The organism is Streptomyces cyanogenus, assembly GCF_017526105.1.
GTDB classification, from domain to species: Bacteria; Actinomycetota; Actinomycetes; order Streptomycetales; family Streptomycetaceae; genus Streptomyces; species Streptomyces cyanogenus.
Map to the genome: position 1 here is coordinate 5872542 of NZ_CP071839.1, position 15490 is coordinate 5888031.

Annotated in this window: 15 protein-coding genes; 7 read left to right on the forward strand and 8 right to left on the reverse strand. The window is 72.3% G+C overall.

Annotated elements, in window-relative coordinates; all coding sequences use genetic code 11:
* Nucleotides 1-413: 413 nt before the first annotated feature.
* From S1361_RS26580 to S1361_RS26590, 3 genes are all read right to left on the reverse strand, one after another.
* A complete protein-coding gene (locus S1361_RS26580) occupies nt 414-2237 on the reverse strand; it encodes a glycoside hydrolase family 18 chitinase (RefSeq protein WP_208034442.1) in 1824 nt (607 codons plus the stop codon).
* A gap of 125 nt (nt 2238-2362) precedes the next feature.
* Complete coding sequence (locus tag S1361_RS26585) at nt 2363-3004, reverse strand: response regulator (protein ID WP_208034443.1); 642 nt, start codon at nt 3002-3004, stop codon at nt 2363-2365.
* A gap of 4 nt (nt 3005-3008) precedes the next feature.
* Complete coding sequence (locus S1361_RS26590; RefSeq protein WP_208034444.1) at nt 3009-4196, reverse strand: sensor histidine kinase; 1188 nt, start codon at nt 4194-4196, stop codon at nt 3009-3011.
* A 150-nt stretch (nt 4197-4346) separates the two neighbouring features.
* Here S1361_RS26590 and S1361_RS26595 point away from each other — a divergent pair, with 150 nt between their 5' ends.
* Both S1361_RS26595 and S1361_RS26600 read left to right on the forward strand, forming a co-directional pair.
* Nucleotides 4347-4955, forward strand: a complete 609-nt coding sequence (locus tag S1361_RS26595; RefSeq protein WP_208034445.1) for a hypothetical protein — start codon at nt 4347-4349, stop codon at nt 4953-4955.
* The gene (locus S1361_RS26600; RefSeq protein WP_208034446.1) at nt 4952-5455 is read left to right on the forward strand and encodes a DinB family protein; all 504 of its coding nucleotides are present in this window, start codon (nt 4952-4954) and stop codon (nt 5453-5455) included. Before S1361_RS26595 ends, S1361_RS26600 begins: the two co-directional genes overlap by 4 nt.
* 15 nt (nt 5456-5470) lie before the next feature.
* Here S1361_RS26600 and S1361_RS26605 read toward each other — a convergent pair whose 3' ends face one another.
* From S1361_RS26605 to S1361_RS26615, 3 genes are read right to left on the reverse strand one after another with little or no spacing between them, the layout of a single operon-like run.
* The gene (locus tag S1361_RS26605) at nt 5471-6043 is read right to left on the reverse strand and encodes a cob(I)yrinic acid a,c-diamide adenosyltransferase (protein ID WP_208034447.1); all 573 of its coding nucleotides are present in this window, start codon (nt 6041-6043) and stop codon (nt 5471-5473) included.
* 13 nt (nt 6044-6056) lie between these two features.
* The gene (locus S1361_RS26610) at nt 6057-6806 is read right to left on the reverse strand and encodes an ABC transporter permease (protein ID WP_208034448.1); all 750 of its coding nucleotides are present in this window, start codon (nt 6804-6806) and stop codon (nt 6057-6059) included.
* 7 nt (nt 6807-6813) lie between these two features.
* Nucleotides 6814-7599: an ABC transporter ATP-binding protein gene (locus tag S1361_RS26615; protein ID WP_208034449.1), complete on the reverse strand. Its 786-nt coding sequence runs from the start codon at nt 7597-7599 to the stop codon at nt 6814-6816.
* A 79-nt stretch (nt 7600-7678) separates the two neighbouring features.
* Here S1361_RS26615 and S1361_RS26620 point away from each other — a divergent pair, with 79 nt between their 5' ends.
* From S1361_RS26620 to S1361_RS26635, 4 genes are all read left to right on the forward strand, one after another.
* Nucleotides 7679-8320: a TetR/AcrR family transcriptional regulator gene (locus tag S1361_RS26620; RefSeq protein WP_208034450.1), complete on the forward strand. Its 642-nt coding sequence runs from the start codon at nt 7679-7681 to the stop codon at nt 8318-8320.
* Nucleotides 8321-8647: 327 nt separating this feature from the next.
* Nucleotides 8648-9496, forward strand: coding sequence for a 3-hydroxyacyl-CoA dehydrogenase family protein (locus S1361_RS26625; protein WP_208034451.1), 849 nt, complete (start codon nt 8648-8650; stop codon nt 9494-9496).
* 157 nt (nt 9497-9653) lie between these two features.
* The gene (locus tag S1361_RS26630) at nt 9654-9977 is read left to right on the forward strand and encodes an STAS domain-containing protein (RefSeq protein ID WP_014675024.1); all 324 of its coding nucleotides are present in this window, start codon (nt 9654-9656) and stop codon (nt 9975-9977) included.
* Between the two features lie 367 nt (nt 9978-10344).
* Nucleotides 10345-12924, forward strand: a complete 2580-nt coding sequence (locus S1361_RS26635) for an ATP-binding protein (RefSeq protein WP_208034452.1) — start codon at nt 10345-10347, stop codon at nt 12922-12924.
* A 64-nt stretch (nt 12925-12988) separates the two neighbouring features.
* On the opposite strand, the gene nucS is transcribed toward S1361_RS26635, so the two are convergent.
* Nucleotides 12989-13660, reverse strand: a complete 672-nt coding sequence (nucS, locus tag S1361_RS26640; protein WP_208034453.1) for an endonuclease NucS — start codon at nt 13658-13660, stop codon at nt 12989-12991.
* 276 nt (nt 13661-13936) lie between these two features.
* Here nucS and S1361_RS26645 point away from each other — a divergent pair, with 276 nt between their 5' ends.
* Complete coding sequence (locus S1361_RS26645) at nt 13937-14329, forward strand: SCO5389 family protein (protein ID WP_030339308.1); 393 nt, start codon at nt 13937-13939, stop codon at nt 14327-14329.
* Nucleotides 14330-14447: 118 nt separating this feature from the next.
* On the opposite strand, the gene S1361_RS26650 is transcribed toward S1361_RS26645, so the two are convergent.
* Complete coding sequence (locus S1361_RS26650) at nt 14448-15476, reverse strand: LLM class flavin-dependent oxidoreductase (protein ID WP_208034454.1); 1029 nt, start codon at nt 15474-15476, stop codon at nt 14448-14450.
* Nucleotides 15477-15490: the final 14 nt, after the last annotated feature.

Below are 15490 nucleotides of genomic sequence, written 5' to 3' on the forward strand. Positions count from 1 at the left end.
CGGTGCCGCGAACGGCACCGGCTGATCGGGATCCAGTTCACCACCGGGGTGCCCATCGCGGCATGTCGGCGCAGGTACCCGGGCCTCTGCAGAAACGCCACAGGTGGTCCGACTTCCGCATCCCCGGTGGGAATGGGCGGCCCACCGGCTAGATCCATACCAGTAATCCACTTACCGCCCGGCAGCCGCGGGGCCTTTGTGCATATGCCACTCGAATGGCCCATCGCCCCCGCCCGGCCGTGTGACGGAACGGAACTCCCGTCAGGCGCTGGGGCGGAGGAGTTCGCCTGCCTGGGACCCGCACTCGCCGTCACGGTGACCACCCCTGCGGGTACCGACGGCCGCACGAGCCGGAGAGGCAGGACGGGGCCTGCCTCTCCGGTCTTCGGTGCACCGCCCGTGGGCGGGGGGCGTCAGCCCAGTCCGCTGCTGATGGCGTTCACCAGCTCACCGTCGCCGGTGTCGCCGCTGAACTCCCAGAAGAACGCCCCGCCGAGGCCCTGACCGTTGGCCCAGGCCATCTTCGACTTGATGGTGGCGGGAGTGTCGTACGACCACCAGTTGCTGCCGCAGCGCGCGTACGCGGTGCCCGCGACGGTGCCGGTGGCCGGGCAGGACGACTTCAGGACCTTGTAGTCCTCGATGCCCTGCTCGTAGGTGCCGGCCGCCGGGCCGGTGGCCGTGCCGCCGGGGGCGTCCTGGGTGACGCCGGTCCAGCCGCGGCCGTAGAAGCCGATGCCGATGAGCAGCTTCTTGGCCGGCACGCCGATCGCCTTGAACCTGGCCATCGCGTCGGCGGTGGTGAAGCCCGCCTTCGGGATGCCGTCGTACGAGGTGAGCGGGGAGTGCGGGGCGGTCGGGCCCTTGGCGTCCCAGGCGCCGAAGAAGTCGTACGTCATCACGTTGTACCAGTCGACGTACTGGGCGGCGCCGGCGTAGTCCGCGGCCTCGATCTTGCCGCCGGCGGAGCCGTCGGCGGTGGTGGCCGCGGTGACCAGGTTGTTCGAGCCGAACTTGGCGCGCAGCGCGGACATCAGGTTCTTGAAGGCCGCGGCCCCGCTGGTGTCACAGGACAGACCGCAGGCGTTCGGGTACTCCCAGTCGAGGTCGATGCCGTCGAAGACGTCGCCCCAGCGCGGGTCCTCGACCAGGTCGTAGCAGGACTGGGCGAAGGCGGCCGGGTTCTTCGCGGCCTCGCCGAAGCCGCCGGACCAGGTCCAGCCGCCGAACGACCACAGCACCTTGATGTTCGGGTACTTGGCCTTCAGCTGGCGCAGCTGGTTGAAGTTGCCGCGCAGCGGCTGGTCCCAGGTGTCGGCGACGCCGCTGACCGACTGGTCGGCGGTGAAGGCCTTGTCGTAGTCGGCGTAGGAGTCGCCGATCGCGCACCTGCCGCCGGTGACGTTGCCGAAGGCGTAGTTGATGTGCGTGATCCTGGACGCCGAGCCGGACGTCACCAGGTTCTTGACGTTGTAGTTGCGGCCGTAGATGCCCCACTCGGTGAAGTAGCCGAGCTTGACCTTGTCGCCGGTGGGCGGGGGAGTGGTGCCGCCGCCGGTGGTGTGGACCTTGACGGCACCGCTGACCGGGCCGGTCTGGTCGGCGGTGTCGCGGGCCCGCACGGTGTAGGAGTAGTCGGTGCCGGCGGTCAGGCCGGTGTCGGTGTACGACGTGGTGGTGACCGTGGCGACCTTGGTGCCGTCGCGCAGCACGTCGTAGTTCTTGACGCCCTTGTCGTCGGTGGCCGCGCTCCAGGCGAGCTTCACCGAGGTGTCGGTGACCGAGGAGGCGGTCGGGGTGCCGGGGGCGGAGGGGACCGCGTCGCCCGGGACCGTCGTACCGTCGCAGCTGTCGCCGTTCAGCCTGCAGTTGGACGGGGAGCCGGGGCCCGCGCCGTTGAAGCCGAAGGAGACGGAGGCGCCGGGGGCGATGGTGCCGTTGTAGGACTTGTTCTTCGCGGTCCAGTGGGTGCCGGAGCCGGTGACGTCCGCGTCCCACGCGGAGGTGACCGAGGTGCCGGAGGGGAAGTCCCACTCGACGGTCCAGGAGCTGATGCCGCTGGTGCCGGTGTTCTTGATGGTCCACTGGCCACCGAAGCCGGTGCCCCAGTCGCTCGTCTTGGTGAAGCTCGCCGTCGCGTTGGTCGCGGCCTGGGCGGGGCTCGCGAGACCGACCAGGCCGGCCAGGGGGAGCAACAGGGTCGCGAACCCTGCCGCGGCTCTGTGTCTGAAGCGCATGCTGCGCCTCCCTCGTCGTCGGAGGTGTCAGGGGCATGACTGAGCCTTCATGCCCACGGTGCTGCGAGGGTAGAAAGGTCTGGACCACAGGTCAATAGGTCTGGACCACTTGGACGTGAGCCGGACTACAGCCCCAACTCCCGGGCCAGAACGGCCGCTTGCACCCGGCTGCGCAGCTCCAGCTTGGCCAGCAACCGGCTGACGTGCGTCTTCACCGTGCCCTCCGCCATGTCCAGCCGGGCTCCGATCTGCGCGTTCGACAACCCCTCGCCGATACAGCCCAGCACCTCCCGCTCCCGCCGGGTCAGTCCCTCCAGCACGGCCGGATCCGGTTGCGCGCCCCGCGCCGGGGCCGAGGCGAACTCGGAGATCAACCGCCGGGTCACGGCCGGCGCGACGATGCCCTCCCCGCGCGCCACCGTCCGCACCGCCTCCAGCAGGTCCCGCGCCTCGGCGTTCTTCAGCAGGAACCCGGCCGCGCCCGCCCGCAGCGCCCCGAACACGTACTCGTCGAGGTCGAAGGTGGTCAGCACGAGCACGTCGGCGAGCCGCTCGGCGACGATCCGCCGGGTCGCGGACACCCCGTCCAGCAGCGGCATCTGCACATCCATCAGCACCACGTCGGGCCGCAGCTCCCGGGCCAGCTCGACGGCCCGCCGCCCGTCCGCCGCCTCCCCGGCCACCTCGATGTCGGGCGCGCTGCCCAGGATCAGCACCAGACCGGCGCGGACGGCGGACTGGTCCTCGGCGACCAGGACCCGGATCATGCTCTCAGTCTCCTTCGGTGAGCGGAAGTTCGGCACGTACGGCCCACAGGCCCGCCTCGGGGCCGGCCTCGAACCGCCCGCCGAGCAGCGCGGACCGCTCCCGCATCCCGGCGAGCCCGGCACCCGAACCCGGGACGCGCGGCCGGTCACCGGGCCGGTACGGGCTGGTCACCCGCACCCGCAGCGAGCCGTCGGTCTGTCGCAGGCTGACCCGGACCGGCCCGTCCGCCCCGTGTTTGAGCGCGTTGGTCAGCGACTCCTGCACGATCCTGTAGGCGGCCAGCTCGACCGGCGCGGGCACGCGGCCGTGGTCGGCGTCCAGGGTGACGTCGAGACCGTTGACGCGCGCGCCTTCGACCAGGGCGGTGAGCCCGCCCAGGGTGGGCGTGGCGGAGGGCTCCCGGTCACCGCCGCTGCTGCGCAGGATCCCGATCAGCCGGCGCATCTCGGCCAGTCCCTCGACGCTGTTCTCCCGGATGACGGCCAGCGCGTCCCTGGACGTCCTCGGGTCGTCCAGGGAGAGCGCGGCCGTGGAGTGGATGGCGATCGCCGACAGGTGGTTGGCGACCATGTCGTGCAGCTCCCGCGCCACCCGGGCCCTCTCGGCCGTCACCGCCTGGGTCCGGTCCATCTCCGCCAGCAGCGCGGTCTGTTCGGCACGCAGCCGGGCGGCCTCGGCGGCGTCACGGTGGTCACGCACCAGCGCACCCGTCGCAGCGGGGGCCAGGACCACCACACCGACCCCGACCCCGATCAGCAGACCGCGCGGATCCCGCCACAGCGCCGCGGGCACGACCCCGCCGAGCACGGTCAGGAATCCGGCGATCCAGGGGATGCGGCGGGCCGAAGCGGGGGTGCCGTACAGCACCGCCGCGTACACCAGGTCGGTGTACAGCACGACGGTGGCGATGCTGCCGACGGTCACCGTGTCCAGGGTCAGCGCGGCGGTGCCGATCAGCAGGCCGAGACGGGGCCGGACACGGCGCAGCGGCTCACAGGCCGCGATGACCGCGAGAGGCACCAGCGCGGCCCAGGACGCGTGCCACAGCACCAGGTCGTCCGCCGCCGTCCGCGCATGGATGCCGGGCAGCCACAGCAGCACCCCGCCGAGCAGTCCGCCCACGGCGATGTACCAGTCGTCGCGGTGCGGGCGGGGGAGCGTGCGGGCCGTGCCCCCTGTCGTGCTGGCCATGCCCCTATCCAACACGGCGCCGGCGCGCCTTTCCTGCACCTGCGGAAGGGTGCAGTACTGCGACTTTCGCTTACGCCGGTTTCCTCTGCGCCGACGACGACACGTGCGGACCGGACCGGGAGGCTGGAGTGTGAACGAGGGGAGCGAACCGTGATCGTCGGACTGATCATCGCCTGCGAGGTGGCGTTCTGGGTGCTGCTGGCCGCCGGACTGGCCTTCCGGTACGCGTTCCGGATGCCACGCACCGGCCTGGCCCTGCTGCTGTGCGAACCGGTGCTGGAGGTCGTGCTCTTCGCCGTCACCGCGATCGACCTGAGGAACGGCGCCGAACCGGACTGGCGGCACGGTCTGGCCGCGGTGTACATCGGCTTCACGGTCGGCCTCGGCCACTCCACCATCGCCTGGGCCGACGCCCGGGTGGCCCACCGCTTCGCCGGCGGCCCGCCCCCGGCCCGGCCGCCGAGGTACGGCACCGCCCGGGCCGTGCACGAGTGGAAGGTCGCGGGCCGCTGGATCCTGGCCTCGGCCGTCGCCCTGGCCCTGCTCCAGGGCGCCGTCTGGTACGTCGGCGACGCCGGGGACACCGGCTCGCTGCGGGCGTGGCAGCAGCGCATGCTGTGGGTGATCGGCATCAACGTGCTCATCGCCGTCAGCTACACGCTGTTCCCGAAGCGGGAGCCGAGCGGCGCGGGCGCCGGGGGACCTGCCGAAAAGTCCGTCGACACCGAGGCGGGCGCCGGGACATCATCACGGCGATGACACGTACGGACACGCCTCCCGCTTGGGACGAGCGCACCCAGCTGACCACCTTCCTCACCTACGTCCGCGACACCGCGCGCGCCAAGTGCGAGGGACTCTCCGACGAGGACGCCCGCAAGGCGCACCTGCCCGGCTCGCCGCTGATGACCCTGGGCGGGCTGATCAACCATCTGCGCTGGGTCGAGTACTTCTGGTTCCGGGTGGTCTTCCTGGGGGAGGAGGACCAGGGCCCCTGGACCGACGAGGACCCCGACCGCGAGATGCGCATCGCCGTGGACATCCCGCTGTCCCGGCTGCTCGCGGAGTACGCCGAGGAGGCCGCGCGCCACGACGAACTGGTCGCCGCGCACGACCTGGACACCAAGGCGCGGCAGCAGCGGCAGGACGGCAGCGCGGTCGACCTGCGCTGGATCCTGCTCCACCTCATCGAGGAGACGGCCCGGCACAACGGCCACCTCGACATCCTGCGCGAGCTGACCGACGGCCGCACCGGCGACTGACCGGGAAAGGGCCCGCTAGCGCTCCCCGCCCGGCACCCACAGCACGTCGCCGGCCTCCCGGTTGGCGCTGCGGGCCAGGATGAACAGCAGGTCGGACAGGCGGTTGAGGTAGGTGGCGGTGAGCGGGTTCATCGTCTCGCCGTGCACCTCCAGGGCCGCCCAGGTGGACCGCTCGGCCCGGCGTACGACCGTGCACGCCTGGTGCAGGAGGGCGGCGCCGGGGGTGCCGCCCGGCAGGATGAACGAGCGCAGCTTCTCCAGCCGCTCGTTGAAGCGGTCGCAGTCCGCCTCCAGCCGGTCGATGTAGAACTGCTCCACCCTCAGCGGCGGGAACTCCGGGTTCTCCACCACCGGCGTCGACAGGTCCGCACCCACGTCGAACAGGTCGTTCTGGACGCGGGTGAGGACCGTGACGATCTCCTCGTCCAGGCCGCCCAGCGCGATGGCGGTGCCGATGACCGCGTTGGCCTCGTTGGCGTCCGCGTAGGCGGAGATCCTGAGGTCCGTCTTGGGCACCCGGCTCATGTCGCCGAGACTGGTGGTGCCCTGGTCGCCGGTCCTGGTGTAGATGCGCGTCAGATTGACCATACGGCCAGCCTAGTTACGCGCCGGCCGTCCGGAACACCCGTGTGCCCACCGTCACGGACAGCGCGGCGAAGCCGACGGCGACCAGGACGCCGTAGAGCATGTGCGCGCTCGTGTAACGGCCGACGTACGCGTCCCGGACGGCGTCCACCAGGTAGCGGAACGGGACGAAGTGCGACAGCACGTCCAGCCAGGCGGGTGCCAGGGTCATCGGCAGCATCAGGCCGGACAGCAGCATCGACGGCATCGACACCATGTTGATCAGCGGGCCGAACTCCTGCGGGGTGCGCACCTTCATGCCGAGCGCGTACGACACCGAGGCCAGCGAGACCGTGAGCAGGGCGACGAAGGCGAAGCCGATCAGGATGCCGGCCAGCGGCGCGCGCAGGCCCAGGGCCAGCGCGGCCAGCACCAGCAGCACCGCCTGGAGGACGAACACCGTGGCGTCCCGCAGCACCCGGCCGAGCAGCAGGGCGAGCCGGCTGACCGGGGTCACCCGCATCCGCTCCACCACCCCCTGCCCCTTCTCCACGATGACCGTGAACCCCGCGAACAGGGCGCCGAACAGGCCGAGCTGGAGCAGCAGGCCGGGGACCAGCACCTGCCAGGAGCTGCCCGGTCCGCCCAGCGGCAGACCCGTGAGCAGCGGGCCGAAGAAGAGCAGATAGAGCAGGGGCGTGAGCACCCCGAAGAGCAGGGCGAAGCGGGAGCGCAGGGACTGGCGGAGGTAGCGGCCGTAGACGAGCGCCGTGTCGTGGAGAAGCATTCCGGTCCTAAACGGCTGCGGGGGCGGTGTCGGCCGGGGAGGGACCGCGGCCGGTGACGGCGAGGAAGGTGTCCTGGAGGGTGGCGTCGAGGGAGCCGCCGTAGCGGAGTCTGAGCGCGCTCGGGGTGCCCTCGGCGGCGACCGCGCCCCGGTCGACGATCACCAGACGGTCGGCGAGGGCGTCGGCCTCGTCCAGGTAGTGGGTGGTCAGGAAGACGGTCGTACCGTGCGCGTCGCGCAGCCGGCGGACCAGATCCCACAGGTCGGCGCGGCTGCCGGGGTCCAGGCCGGTCGTCGGTTCGTCCAGGAACAGCACCTTCGGGCGGTGCGTGAGCGCCATCGCGATGTCCAGGCGGCGCCGCTGGCCGCCGGAGAGCGCGCCGGTCTTCCTGTCGAGGAGAGCGGTGAGGTCGAGTTCCGCGGCCAGTTCACCGGCGCGGACGACCGCGTCCGCCTTCGGCAGGCGGTACAGCCGGGCCTGGGTGACCAGTTCCTCCCGCACGGTGATCTGCGGATCGACCCCGCCGGACTGGGCGACGTAGCCGCTGGCGCGGCGCACCCCGGCCGGATCGGTCACGAGGTCGTGGCCGGCGACGGTGGCCGCACCGCCGGTCGGCTTCAGCAGGGTGGTGAGCATCCGCAGGGTGGTCGTCTTGCCCGCGCCGTTGGGGCCGAGGAAGCCGAGGATCTCGCCCTCGCGAACGGTGAGGTCGATGCCGCGGACGGCATCGACGGGGCCGGCTTTCGTCTGGAAGGTGCGGGCCAGGCCCGCCGTGCTGATGACTGCTGCCATGCCCCCAGAAAATCAGAATCGCTGAAAGTTTGCAATGACCCCAAGTTTTCAGTGCATCCCGCGAAGTTAGGATGCGGGCATGGCAGAGGGGCTGAGGGAGCGGAAGAAGCGGCAGACCCGGCAGTACATCTCGGATGTCGCCACGGGGCTGTTCCTGGAGCGCGGCTTCGAGGCGGTGACCGTCGCGGAGATCGCCGAGGCCGCCGACGTCTCCGTCAACACCGTCTACAACTACTTCCCCGCCAAGGAGGACCTCTTCCTCGACCGCTCGGCCGGCATGGTCGACCGGCTCGCCCGCTGGGTCCGCGGCCGGGACGCCGGGGAGTCCGCCGCGCGCGCCGTCCTGCGCGAACTGCGCGGGGAGGTCGAGGCCGTCTCGCCCCGGGTCGGCCTGATGGAGGGCTACGACCGCTTCATGCGGGTCATCCACGAGGCCCCGCCGCTGCGCTCCCGCCTGTGGAGCCTCCAGCAGGAGATCCACGACACCCTGGAGGCGGCCCTGCGCGAGGAGACCGGCGCCCCGGCCGGCGACCCGCTGCCCGGCCTGATGGCCGGTCAGATCTGCTGGATCCACCAGTCCGTCTTCGTCGCCATCGGCCGCGAGATGCTCGCCGGGCGCAAACCGGCCGAAGTGTCACGAGACGTACTCGTCCTCCTGGACGACATCGAGGATCTGTTGAGCGAAGCGGTGCTCAACTACGCCGTTCGGGTTGCGCCGTGACCGTTTCGGCGGAGGCCGGTGCCCTTGCGGCGGTCCCACCGGGAGAGGTTGGCCCGGGCATGTGCGCCCCAGGGCGTGGCGACCTCGGCGACGACCGGTCCGCGAAGCGCCAACCAGGCTGAATGCGCAAGCAGTTGCGCTCGGCCCGAGCGGCCGGAATCCCGCCGTACCACCCGCTGCGAGGGGCACCAAGTCCGTCAAAACAGACGTGACGGTTGTCTCACGCCCTGAGACCGTGACGCGCGTTACTTACCGGTCACACAGCGGCGCCGGGGCGCTATGGTCCGCCGGAGAGGCAGACCTTCACCGCGTTCATAGGGAGTCGGAGTGGCACGGAAGCTCGCCGTCATCGGGGCCGGTCTCATGGGATCCGGCATTGCTCAGGTCGCTGCGCAGGCGGGCTGGGAGGTCGTCCTGCGGGACGTCACCGACGAGGCACTGAAGCGCGGCACCGACGGCATCAAGGCCTCCTACGACAAGTTCGTCGGCAAGGGCAAGCTGGCGGCCGAGGACGCCGAGGCCGCCCTGGCGCGCATCACCCCGACCACCGACCTGGACGCCGCCGCCGACGCCGACGTCGTCGTGGAGGCCGTCTTCGAGAAGCTGGAGGTCAAGCACGAGATCTTCCGCACGCTCGACAAGATCGTGCGCGAGGACACCGTGCTCGCCTCCAACACCTCCGCCATCCCGATCACCAAGATCGCGGCCGCCACCGAGCACCCCGAGCGGGTCGTCGGCGTGCACTTCTTCTCGCCGGTGCCGATGATGCAGCTCGTCGAACTCGTCCGCGGCTACAAGACCAGCGACGAAACCCTGGCCACGGCCCGGGAGTTCGCCGAGTCCGTCGGCAAGACCTGCATCGTCGTCAACCGGGACGTCGCCGGCTTCGTCACCACCCGGCTGATCTCCGCCCTCGTGGTCGAGGCGACCAAGCTCTACGAGTCCGGCGTCGCGACCGCCGAGGACATCGACCTCGCCTGCAAGCTCGGCTTCGGCCACGCCATGGGCCCGCTCGCCACCGCCGACCTCACCGGCGTGGACATCCTGCTGCACGCCACGAGCAACATCTACACCGAGTCCCAGGACGAGAAGTTCGCCCCGCCGGAGCTGATGCGCCGGATGGTGGACGCCGGTGACATCGGCCGCAAGAGCGGGCAGGGCTTCTACAAGTACTAAGCCGCCCAACCCGACGCAAACACCCCGGGAGTTCACTCCCACGGGTGAATTCGGTATCGGTTCGCTTACAAACAGCAACCGTATCGCCACCCGCACAGTCAGACGTTGCACAGCATTCGTCACCGAGTACGCCAACCGCATTCAACGGGGAGCGCATATGCACATCAGGGGCGACCACGCCGAGCTGGTCGTCGGCGGCCGCCTCGACGTGCGCAGCGCGGCGGACGCCCGTACGGCCCTGCACTCGGCCGTCGACACCGGAGTCGGCGACCTGGTGCTCGACCTGTCCGAACTGGACTCCTGGGACGCCACCGGACTCGGGGTGATCATGGGCGCCCACCGGCGGGCCGGCCGCTGCGGGCGCCGTCTGGTGCTGCGGGGCGTGCCGCCGCAGATGCAGCGCCTGCTGGTCGCCACCCGGCTGCACCGCATCCTCGCCATCGAGGGCGGCATCGGGGTGGAGTCGCTGCCCCGGGTGTGAGGCGGACCCTCTTGCCGGGACGCCTGCGGCGGTGCGGTGCCCACGGGGCCCGGGTGCGTACGGCGGTGAGGCGGGTACCGGGGTGAGACGCGTACGGGGTGAACCCGGGCGACGGGGGAGACCGGGGCGCACCCGCCCGAGCGCACGTCAGCGCATGTCGAGGGCAATCCTCACAAGACCGTGACGTCTCGGACCGCACGGCACCCCGCCCTGTCGGGGATACTGAGCCAAGGTTTAGGGTGCGGTCGCCCGCCGTCTCGCAACCCTCGGCCGAGCGGGCCCGGACCAGAAGCGACAGCGCGGTGTGCGACAAGGCCGGGAGGGGCCGAAAACACGGGCAGACGACGCTTTTGGGGGGCATGAACCCATGGACCCGATCAACCCGGGACCCGAGGAGCACGGCCAGGCGCACAGCCGCCGCCCGCCCCGGGACTCCCTCACCGCCGACTTCGCCCCGGGCGCGGCCGCGCCCGCCCGCATGGCCCAGCTCGTCGCCGGCGACCTCCAGCTGACCGTCAACCCGGTCGACGGCAGCGAGATCGAACCCTGCCCGCCGGCCCGCCGCCCCGGCCGGCCCCGCAAGCGCACCGCCGCCGAGCGCGCCGAGACCGAACGCGCCGCCCGGCCGCCCGTACCGCCCGGCCCCGCCCAGCCCGCGCTCTCCCTGCTGGAACGCCAGGACGAACGCGAACGTCTGGTCCGCCTCCTGGCCCGCGGCCGCTCCGTCCGCCTCACCGGCCCGGCCGGCTCCGGCCGCACCGCCCTGCTCGACCTGGTCGCCGAGGACTGCCTGGACCTCGCCCCCGACGGCGTGGTCCGCCTGAACGGCTTCCGCCGCACGGCCGGCGAGCTCCTGCACGACCTGTTCCACGCCGTCCACGACGCATCCGGCCACCGCCCCGACCCGGAGCAACTCCTCGACTGCGTCCGGGATATCGGCGCGGTCGTCGTCCTGGACGACCTGGAGTTCGGCGGTGCCGCCCTGGACGAGCTGCTCGACGCCACCCCCGAGTGCGCGTTCCTGTTCGGCGCCACCCCGGACGTGCCGGCACCCTCCGCCGAGGCCGACGTGGAGGAGGTCTTCCTCGCCGGCCTCGACCGCGCCGCCGGCGTGGAGATCCTGGAGCGGACCGTCGGCCGGGTGCTCACCGAGGAGGAGGCCAACTGGGCCGGCGACCTGTGGTTCGAGTCCGAGGGGCTGCCCCTGCGGTTCGTCCAGGCCGGCGCCCTGCTCCGGCAGCGCGACGAGCTGCGGGCCAGCACCGGTGCGGTGGACGAGTACGGCGTCTTCGAGGACGTACGCCCGCCGGCGGACGTGCCCGGGGAACTGCAGGACGAGGTTCCGCTGCCCTCCCTCGGCGAGGCCGCGGCCCCCGCCCCGCTGCTCGCCTCCCGGCTCAGCGCCTCCGCCCGGGCCACCCTCCGCTTCGCGGTCGCCCTCGGGGGCGAGATACCCCACCAGGCGCACCTGCCCGCGCTGGTCGGCGACACCCACGCGGACGCCGCCCTCGGCGAGTTGGCGAGCTGCGGGCTGGTCTCGCCGGTCGGCGCCCGGTACCGGCTCGCGGCCGGAGTGCAGACCCAGCTGGAGGCCGCCGGATACGCCGACGACGCCGCCGAGCACGCCCGCACCGCCGCCCGGCACTACGCCTGGTGGGCCGGCCATCCCTCGGTCACCCCGGAACGGGTCTGTGCGGAGGCCGACGCGGTACTGGCCGCGCTCGCCGCCGTCGTACCGCCGGCGTCCCCGTCCGCCGACGGCGAGGACAGCGGTGCGGTGCGGCTGGCCCGTACGGCCGCACCCGCCTTCGCGGCCGGGCTCCACTGGACCGCCTGGGAGCGGGCCCTGCGGTCCGGTGCGGAAGCCTCCCGGCTGGCCGGCGAGGTCACTGAACAAGCCTATTTCCACCACGAGTTGGGCATCCTCGCGCTCTGCACCGGACAACTCGACCGGGCCCGCGCCGAGCTGGAGGCCTCCGGCGGGCTGCGCGGCGCCCTCGCCGACAAGCGGGGCACGGTCGCCGGCCGCCGCGCCCTGGCCCTGCTCGCCGACCGAGCCGGCGAGGTGCCCGGACCGCCGGCGCTCCCGGCGGGGGAGGAGCAGCCGGAGCCGCGGTCCGAGGAGCCGGCGTCCCCGCCGTACGGGCCCGCGGGTGACACCCTGGTCACCCAGCGGCTCCCGCAGCCGGCGGCGAAGGGACGCGGCCTCCGGCGGCCGGCCCGGCGCAATGTCGTGGCGGCCGGTTCCGGCGCGCTGCTCGCCGCCGTGCTCGGCACCGTCGTGGCGCTCGGCATGACGTCCCCCGACCACCCCGAGGGGAATCCGGCCGGCAAGGTCGACGCCAACCCCTCCGCGACCCAGGGCCTGACCGACGGCGGCCTGACCGAGGACCCGACCGACACCGGCTCGGCCGGCAGCCGGCCCACGTCACCGGGCCCCGACGGCACGTACGGCACGGCCGACGATCCCGCCCCGCCGGCCCGCACGCCCGGCCCGTCTCAGAGCGCCGAGCCGTCCCACTCCGGCACGTCGCCCTCCGGCTCCCCGTCGAAGTCGCCCAAGCCGGGCGGTTCGACGGGCTCTTCGGGCGGAAGTTCGACGGGTGGCACGGGCGGCAGCACGGGCGGAAGCACGTCGGGCGGCTCGACGACCGGCGGCGGTACGACCACCGGTGGCGGTACGACGTCCGGTGGCGGTACGACGTCCGGTGGCTCGACCGGCGGCACCACCACCGGCGGCTCGACCACCGGCGGGGACACCGGCGGCTCCACCGGGACGACGGGCTCCACCACCGGCGGCACCACGGGTGGCACCACCGACGGCACCACGGGGGGCGACACCGGCAGCACGACGACGGGCGGCGGCACGGACGGCTCCGCCGGGGGTACGTCGACCAGCGCGTCCGCGTCCCAGAGCGCCCCGGGGACGACCGGCACGGTGATGTGACGCCGGACCGGCCGGCGCCGTTGTGCCGGGTCGCTCCCGCCGCGACGGGGAAGGCGGACGCCCGCTAGAACAGGCGGAGCTTGTCGTCCTCGATGCCGCGCAGGGCGTCGTAGTCCAGGATCTGGCAGTTGATGCCGCGGTCGGTGGCCAGGACGCGGGCCTGGGGCTTGATCTCCTGGGCGGCGAAGACGCCGCGGACCGGCGCGAGGTGCGGGTCGCGGTTGAGCAGCTCCAGGTAGCGCGTGAGCTGCTCGACGCCGTCGATCTCGCCCCGGCGCTTGATCTCGACCGCGACGGTCCCGCCGTCGGCGTCCCGGCAGAGGATGTCCACGGGGCCGATCGCGGTCATGTACTCGCGTCGGATGAGGGTGTAGCCCTCGCCGAGCGTCTCGATGCGGTCGGCCAGGAGTTCCTGGAGGTGCGCTTCCACGCCGTCCTTGATCAGACCCGGGTCCACCCCGAGTTCGTGCGAGGAGTCGTGGAGGATCTCCTCCATCGTGATGATCAGTTTCTCGCCCGCCTTGTTGACGACCGTCCACACGCCCTCGTCCTCGCCCGTGCCCTCCTTCAGCGTGCAGGGCGGCGACATCCAGTTGAGCGGCTTGTAGGCCCGGTCGTCGGCGTGGATGGAGACGCTGCCGTCCGCCTTGACCAGGATCAGGCGCGGCGCCGAGGGCAGGTGGGCGGTGAGCCGGCCGGCGTAGTCGACCGAGCATCGGGCAATGACGAGACGCATGGTCGGCAACGCTACTCGACGCCCGCCGGTGCTCGCGATCCGCCCGCCCCGCTCCCTGTGGATCACCCCAAATGTCCCTGGAAACTCTTGTTCATCCCTGGCCGATTGTGGGCGGAACGGGACCGCTCCATATACGCATTCTGCTGGTGTGGTCACCTACCGTTGCCTACCGTAGGAACGGGAGGTTGCGGCTCATGTACCGAGCGTGTTCGAAATCGCGAACTCCCTTATCTGTCCGGCAACCCCTGCGCTTTCGGGGGTGCGAGAGGAGAACCCATGTCGCTCGACGTCTCACCGGCCCTACTCGAACAGGCCGAGCGAGGCGAGGTCGACGAAGCAGCATTCGTCGACTGCGTCCGGACCTCCCTGCCCTACGCATGGGAGATGATCAGCTCCCTGGTGGCCCAGCTGAAGGTGGACGGCGGCCCCTTCGCCGACAACCAGACGCCCCCGCCGGACGAGCAGGCGCGCGGGCAGCTGCTGCGTGCGCTCGCGAGTGACGCGATACGCGGCGCCCTGCAGCGGCACTTCGGTGTCCGGCTGGCCTTCCAGAACTGCCACCGCGTGGCGGTGTTCCCGCCGGACGCCTCGGTGGACGAGACGTTGGCCCGCTTCACCTCGGTGCGCAGCCAGTTGCTGAACCAGTCGCCGGAGCTTCGGGACTGCTGACGCGCGGTTTCGGTACGGCCGGGACGGAGAGCCGTCGGCTTGCCGCTCCACCCGTGGGAGGTGCATGCAGTACCGGGGCGGCAAGCCCCCACGTGGCCCCCGCGAGGGGAGTCGGAGGTCAGCGCAGCTGGGGCAGCACCTCGGCGCCCAGGCGCCGTAGGTTCTCCTCGGTGGCCGCGAGATCGCCCGAGCCCTCCACCAGGAGGGCGAAACGCGAGATGCCGGTGCGCTCCGAGGTGGCCGCGAGCCGGTCGGCTGCGAGCCGCGGGGTGCCCACCGGGTGCAGTCCGCAGAGCAGTTCCGTGTAGGCGTGCGGGTCGCGCATCGTGCGCGCCCGTCCGTCCACCGTCACATGGGCCGCGAGCCCCTCCCTCAGCCAGCCGGGCATCGCCTTCGTCAGCGTCTCGACGGCGTCCGTGCGCCGGTCGGCGAGCTGGCAGACCCCGGCCGAGACGTGGGCGGCCTCCGCGATCTCCTCGGCCGGCCGGCCCGCCGCGCGGGCGCAGCGCCGCCACAGGGCGACCATCTCGGCCTTCTCCTCGTCCCCGACGTGCATGCCGAGCAGCATCGGCAGCCCGCGCTCGGCGGCCAGCCGTACGCTCCCCGGCGAGGTGCAGGCGAGGACGACCTCCGGGCCGGGGGTCTCCGTCAGGGCCTCGCACGGGCGGGGCACGACCGGCACCTCGCGGAAGGAGAACCGCTCACCGGACGCCGCCACGGATGGTTCGCTCAGCCAGCGCAGCAGCAGATCGAGGGACTCCGGGAACCCGTGTTCGTACGCCTGGAGGCCCGCACCGAACACCTCCAGGTCGACCCAGGGGCCGCCGCGCCCGATGCCCAGCGAGAACCGCCCGCCGCTGGTGAGGTGGAGCAGCGCGGCCTGCTCGCCCAGGGCGACCGGGTGGGCCGTGGGCAGTACGCTGACCGCCGTGCCGACCCGGATGCGGTGGGTGCGGCCGAGCAGCAGCGCGGCCAGCGTCACCGCGGACGGGCATGTGCCGTAGGGCACGAAGTGGTGCTCGGCGAGCCACACCGCGTCCAGCCCGGACTGCTCGGCGACCTCCGCCGAGCGGACCGCCCGGTGCAGGGCCTCCCCCGGACCCTGGCCCGGGAACTGGGCCGCCAGCACAAAACTTCCTACGTGCATCGCTCTTCCTGCTT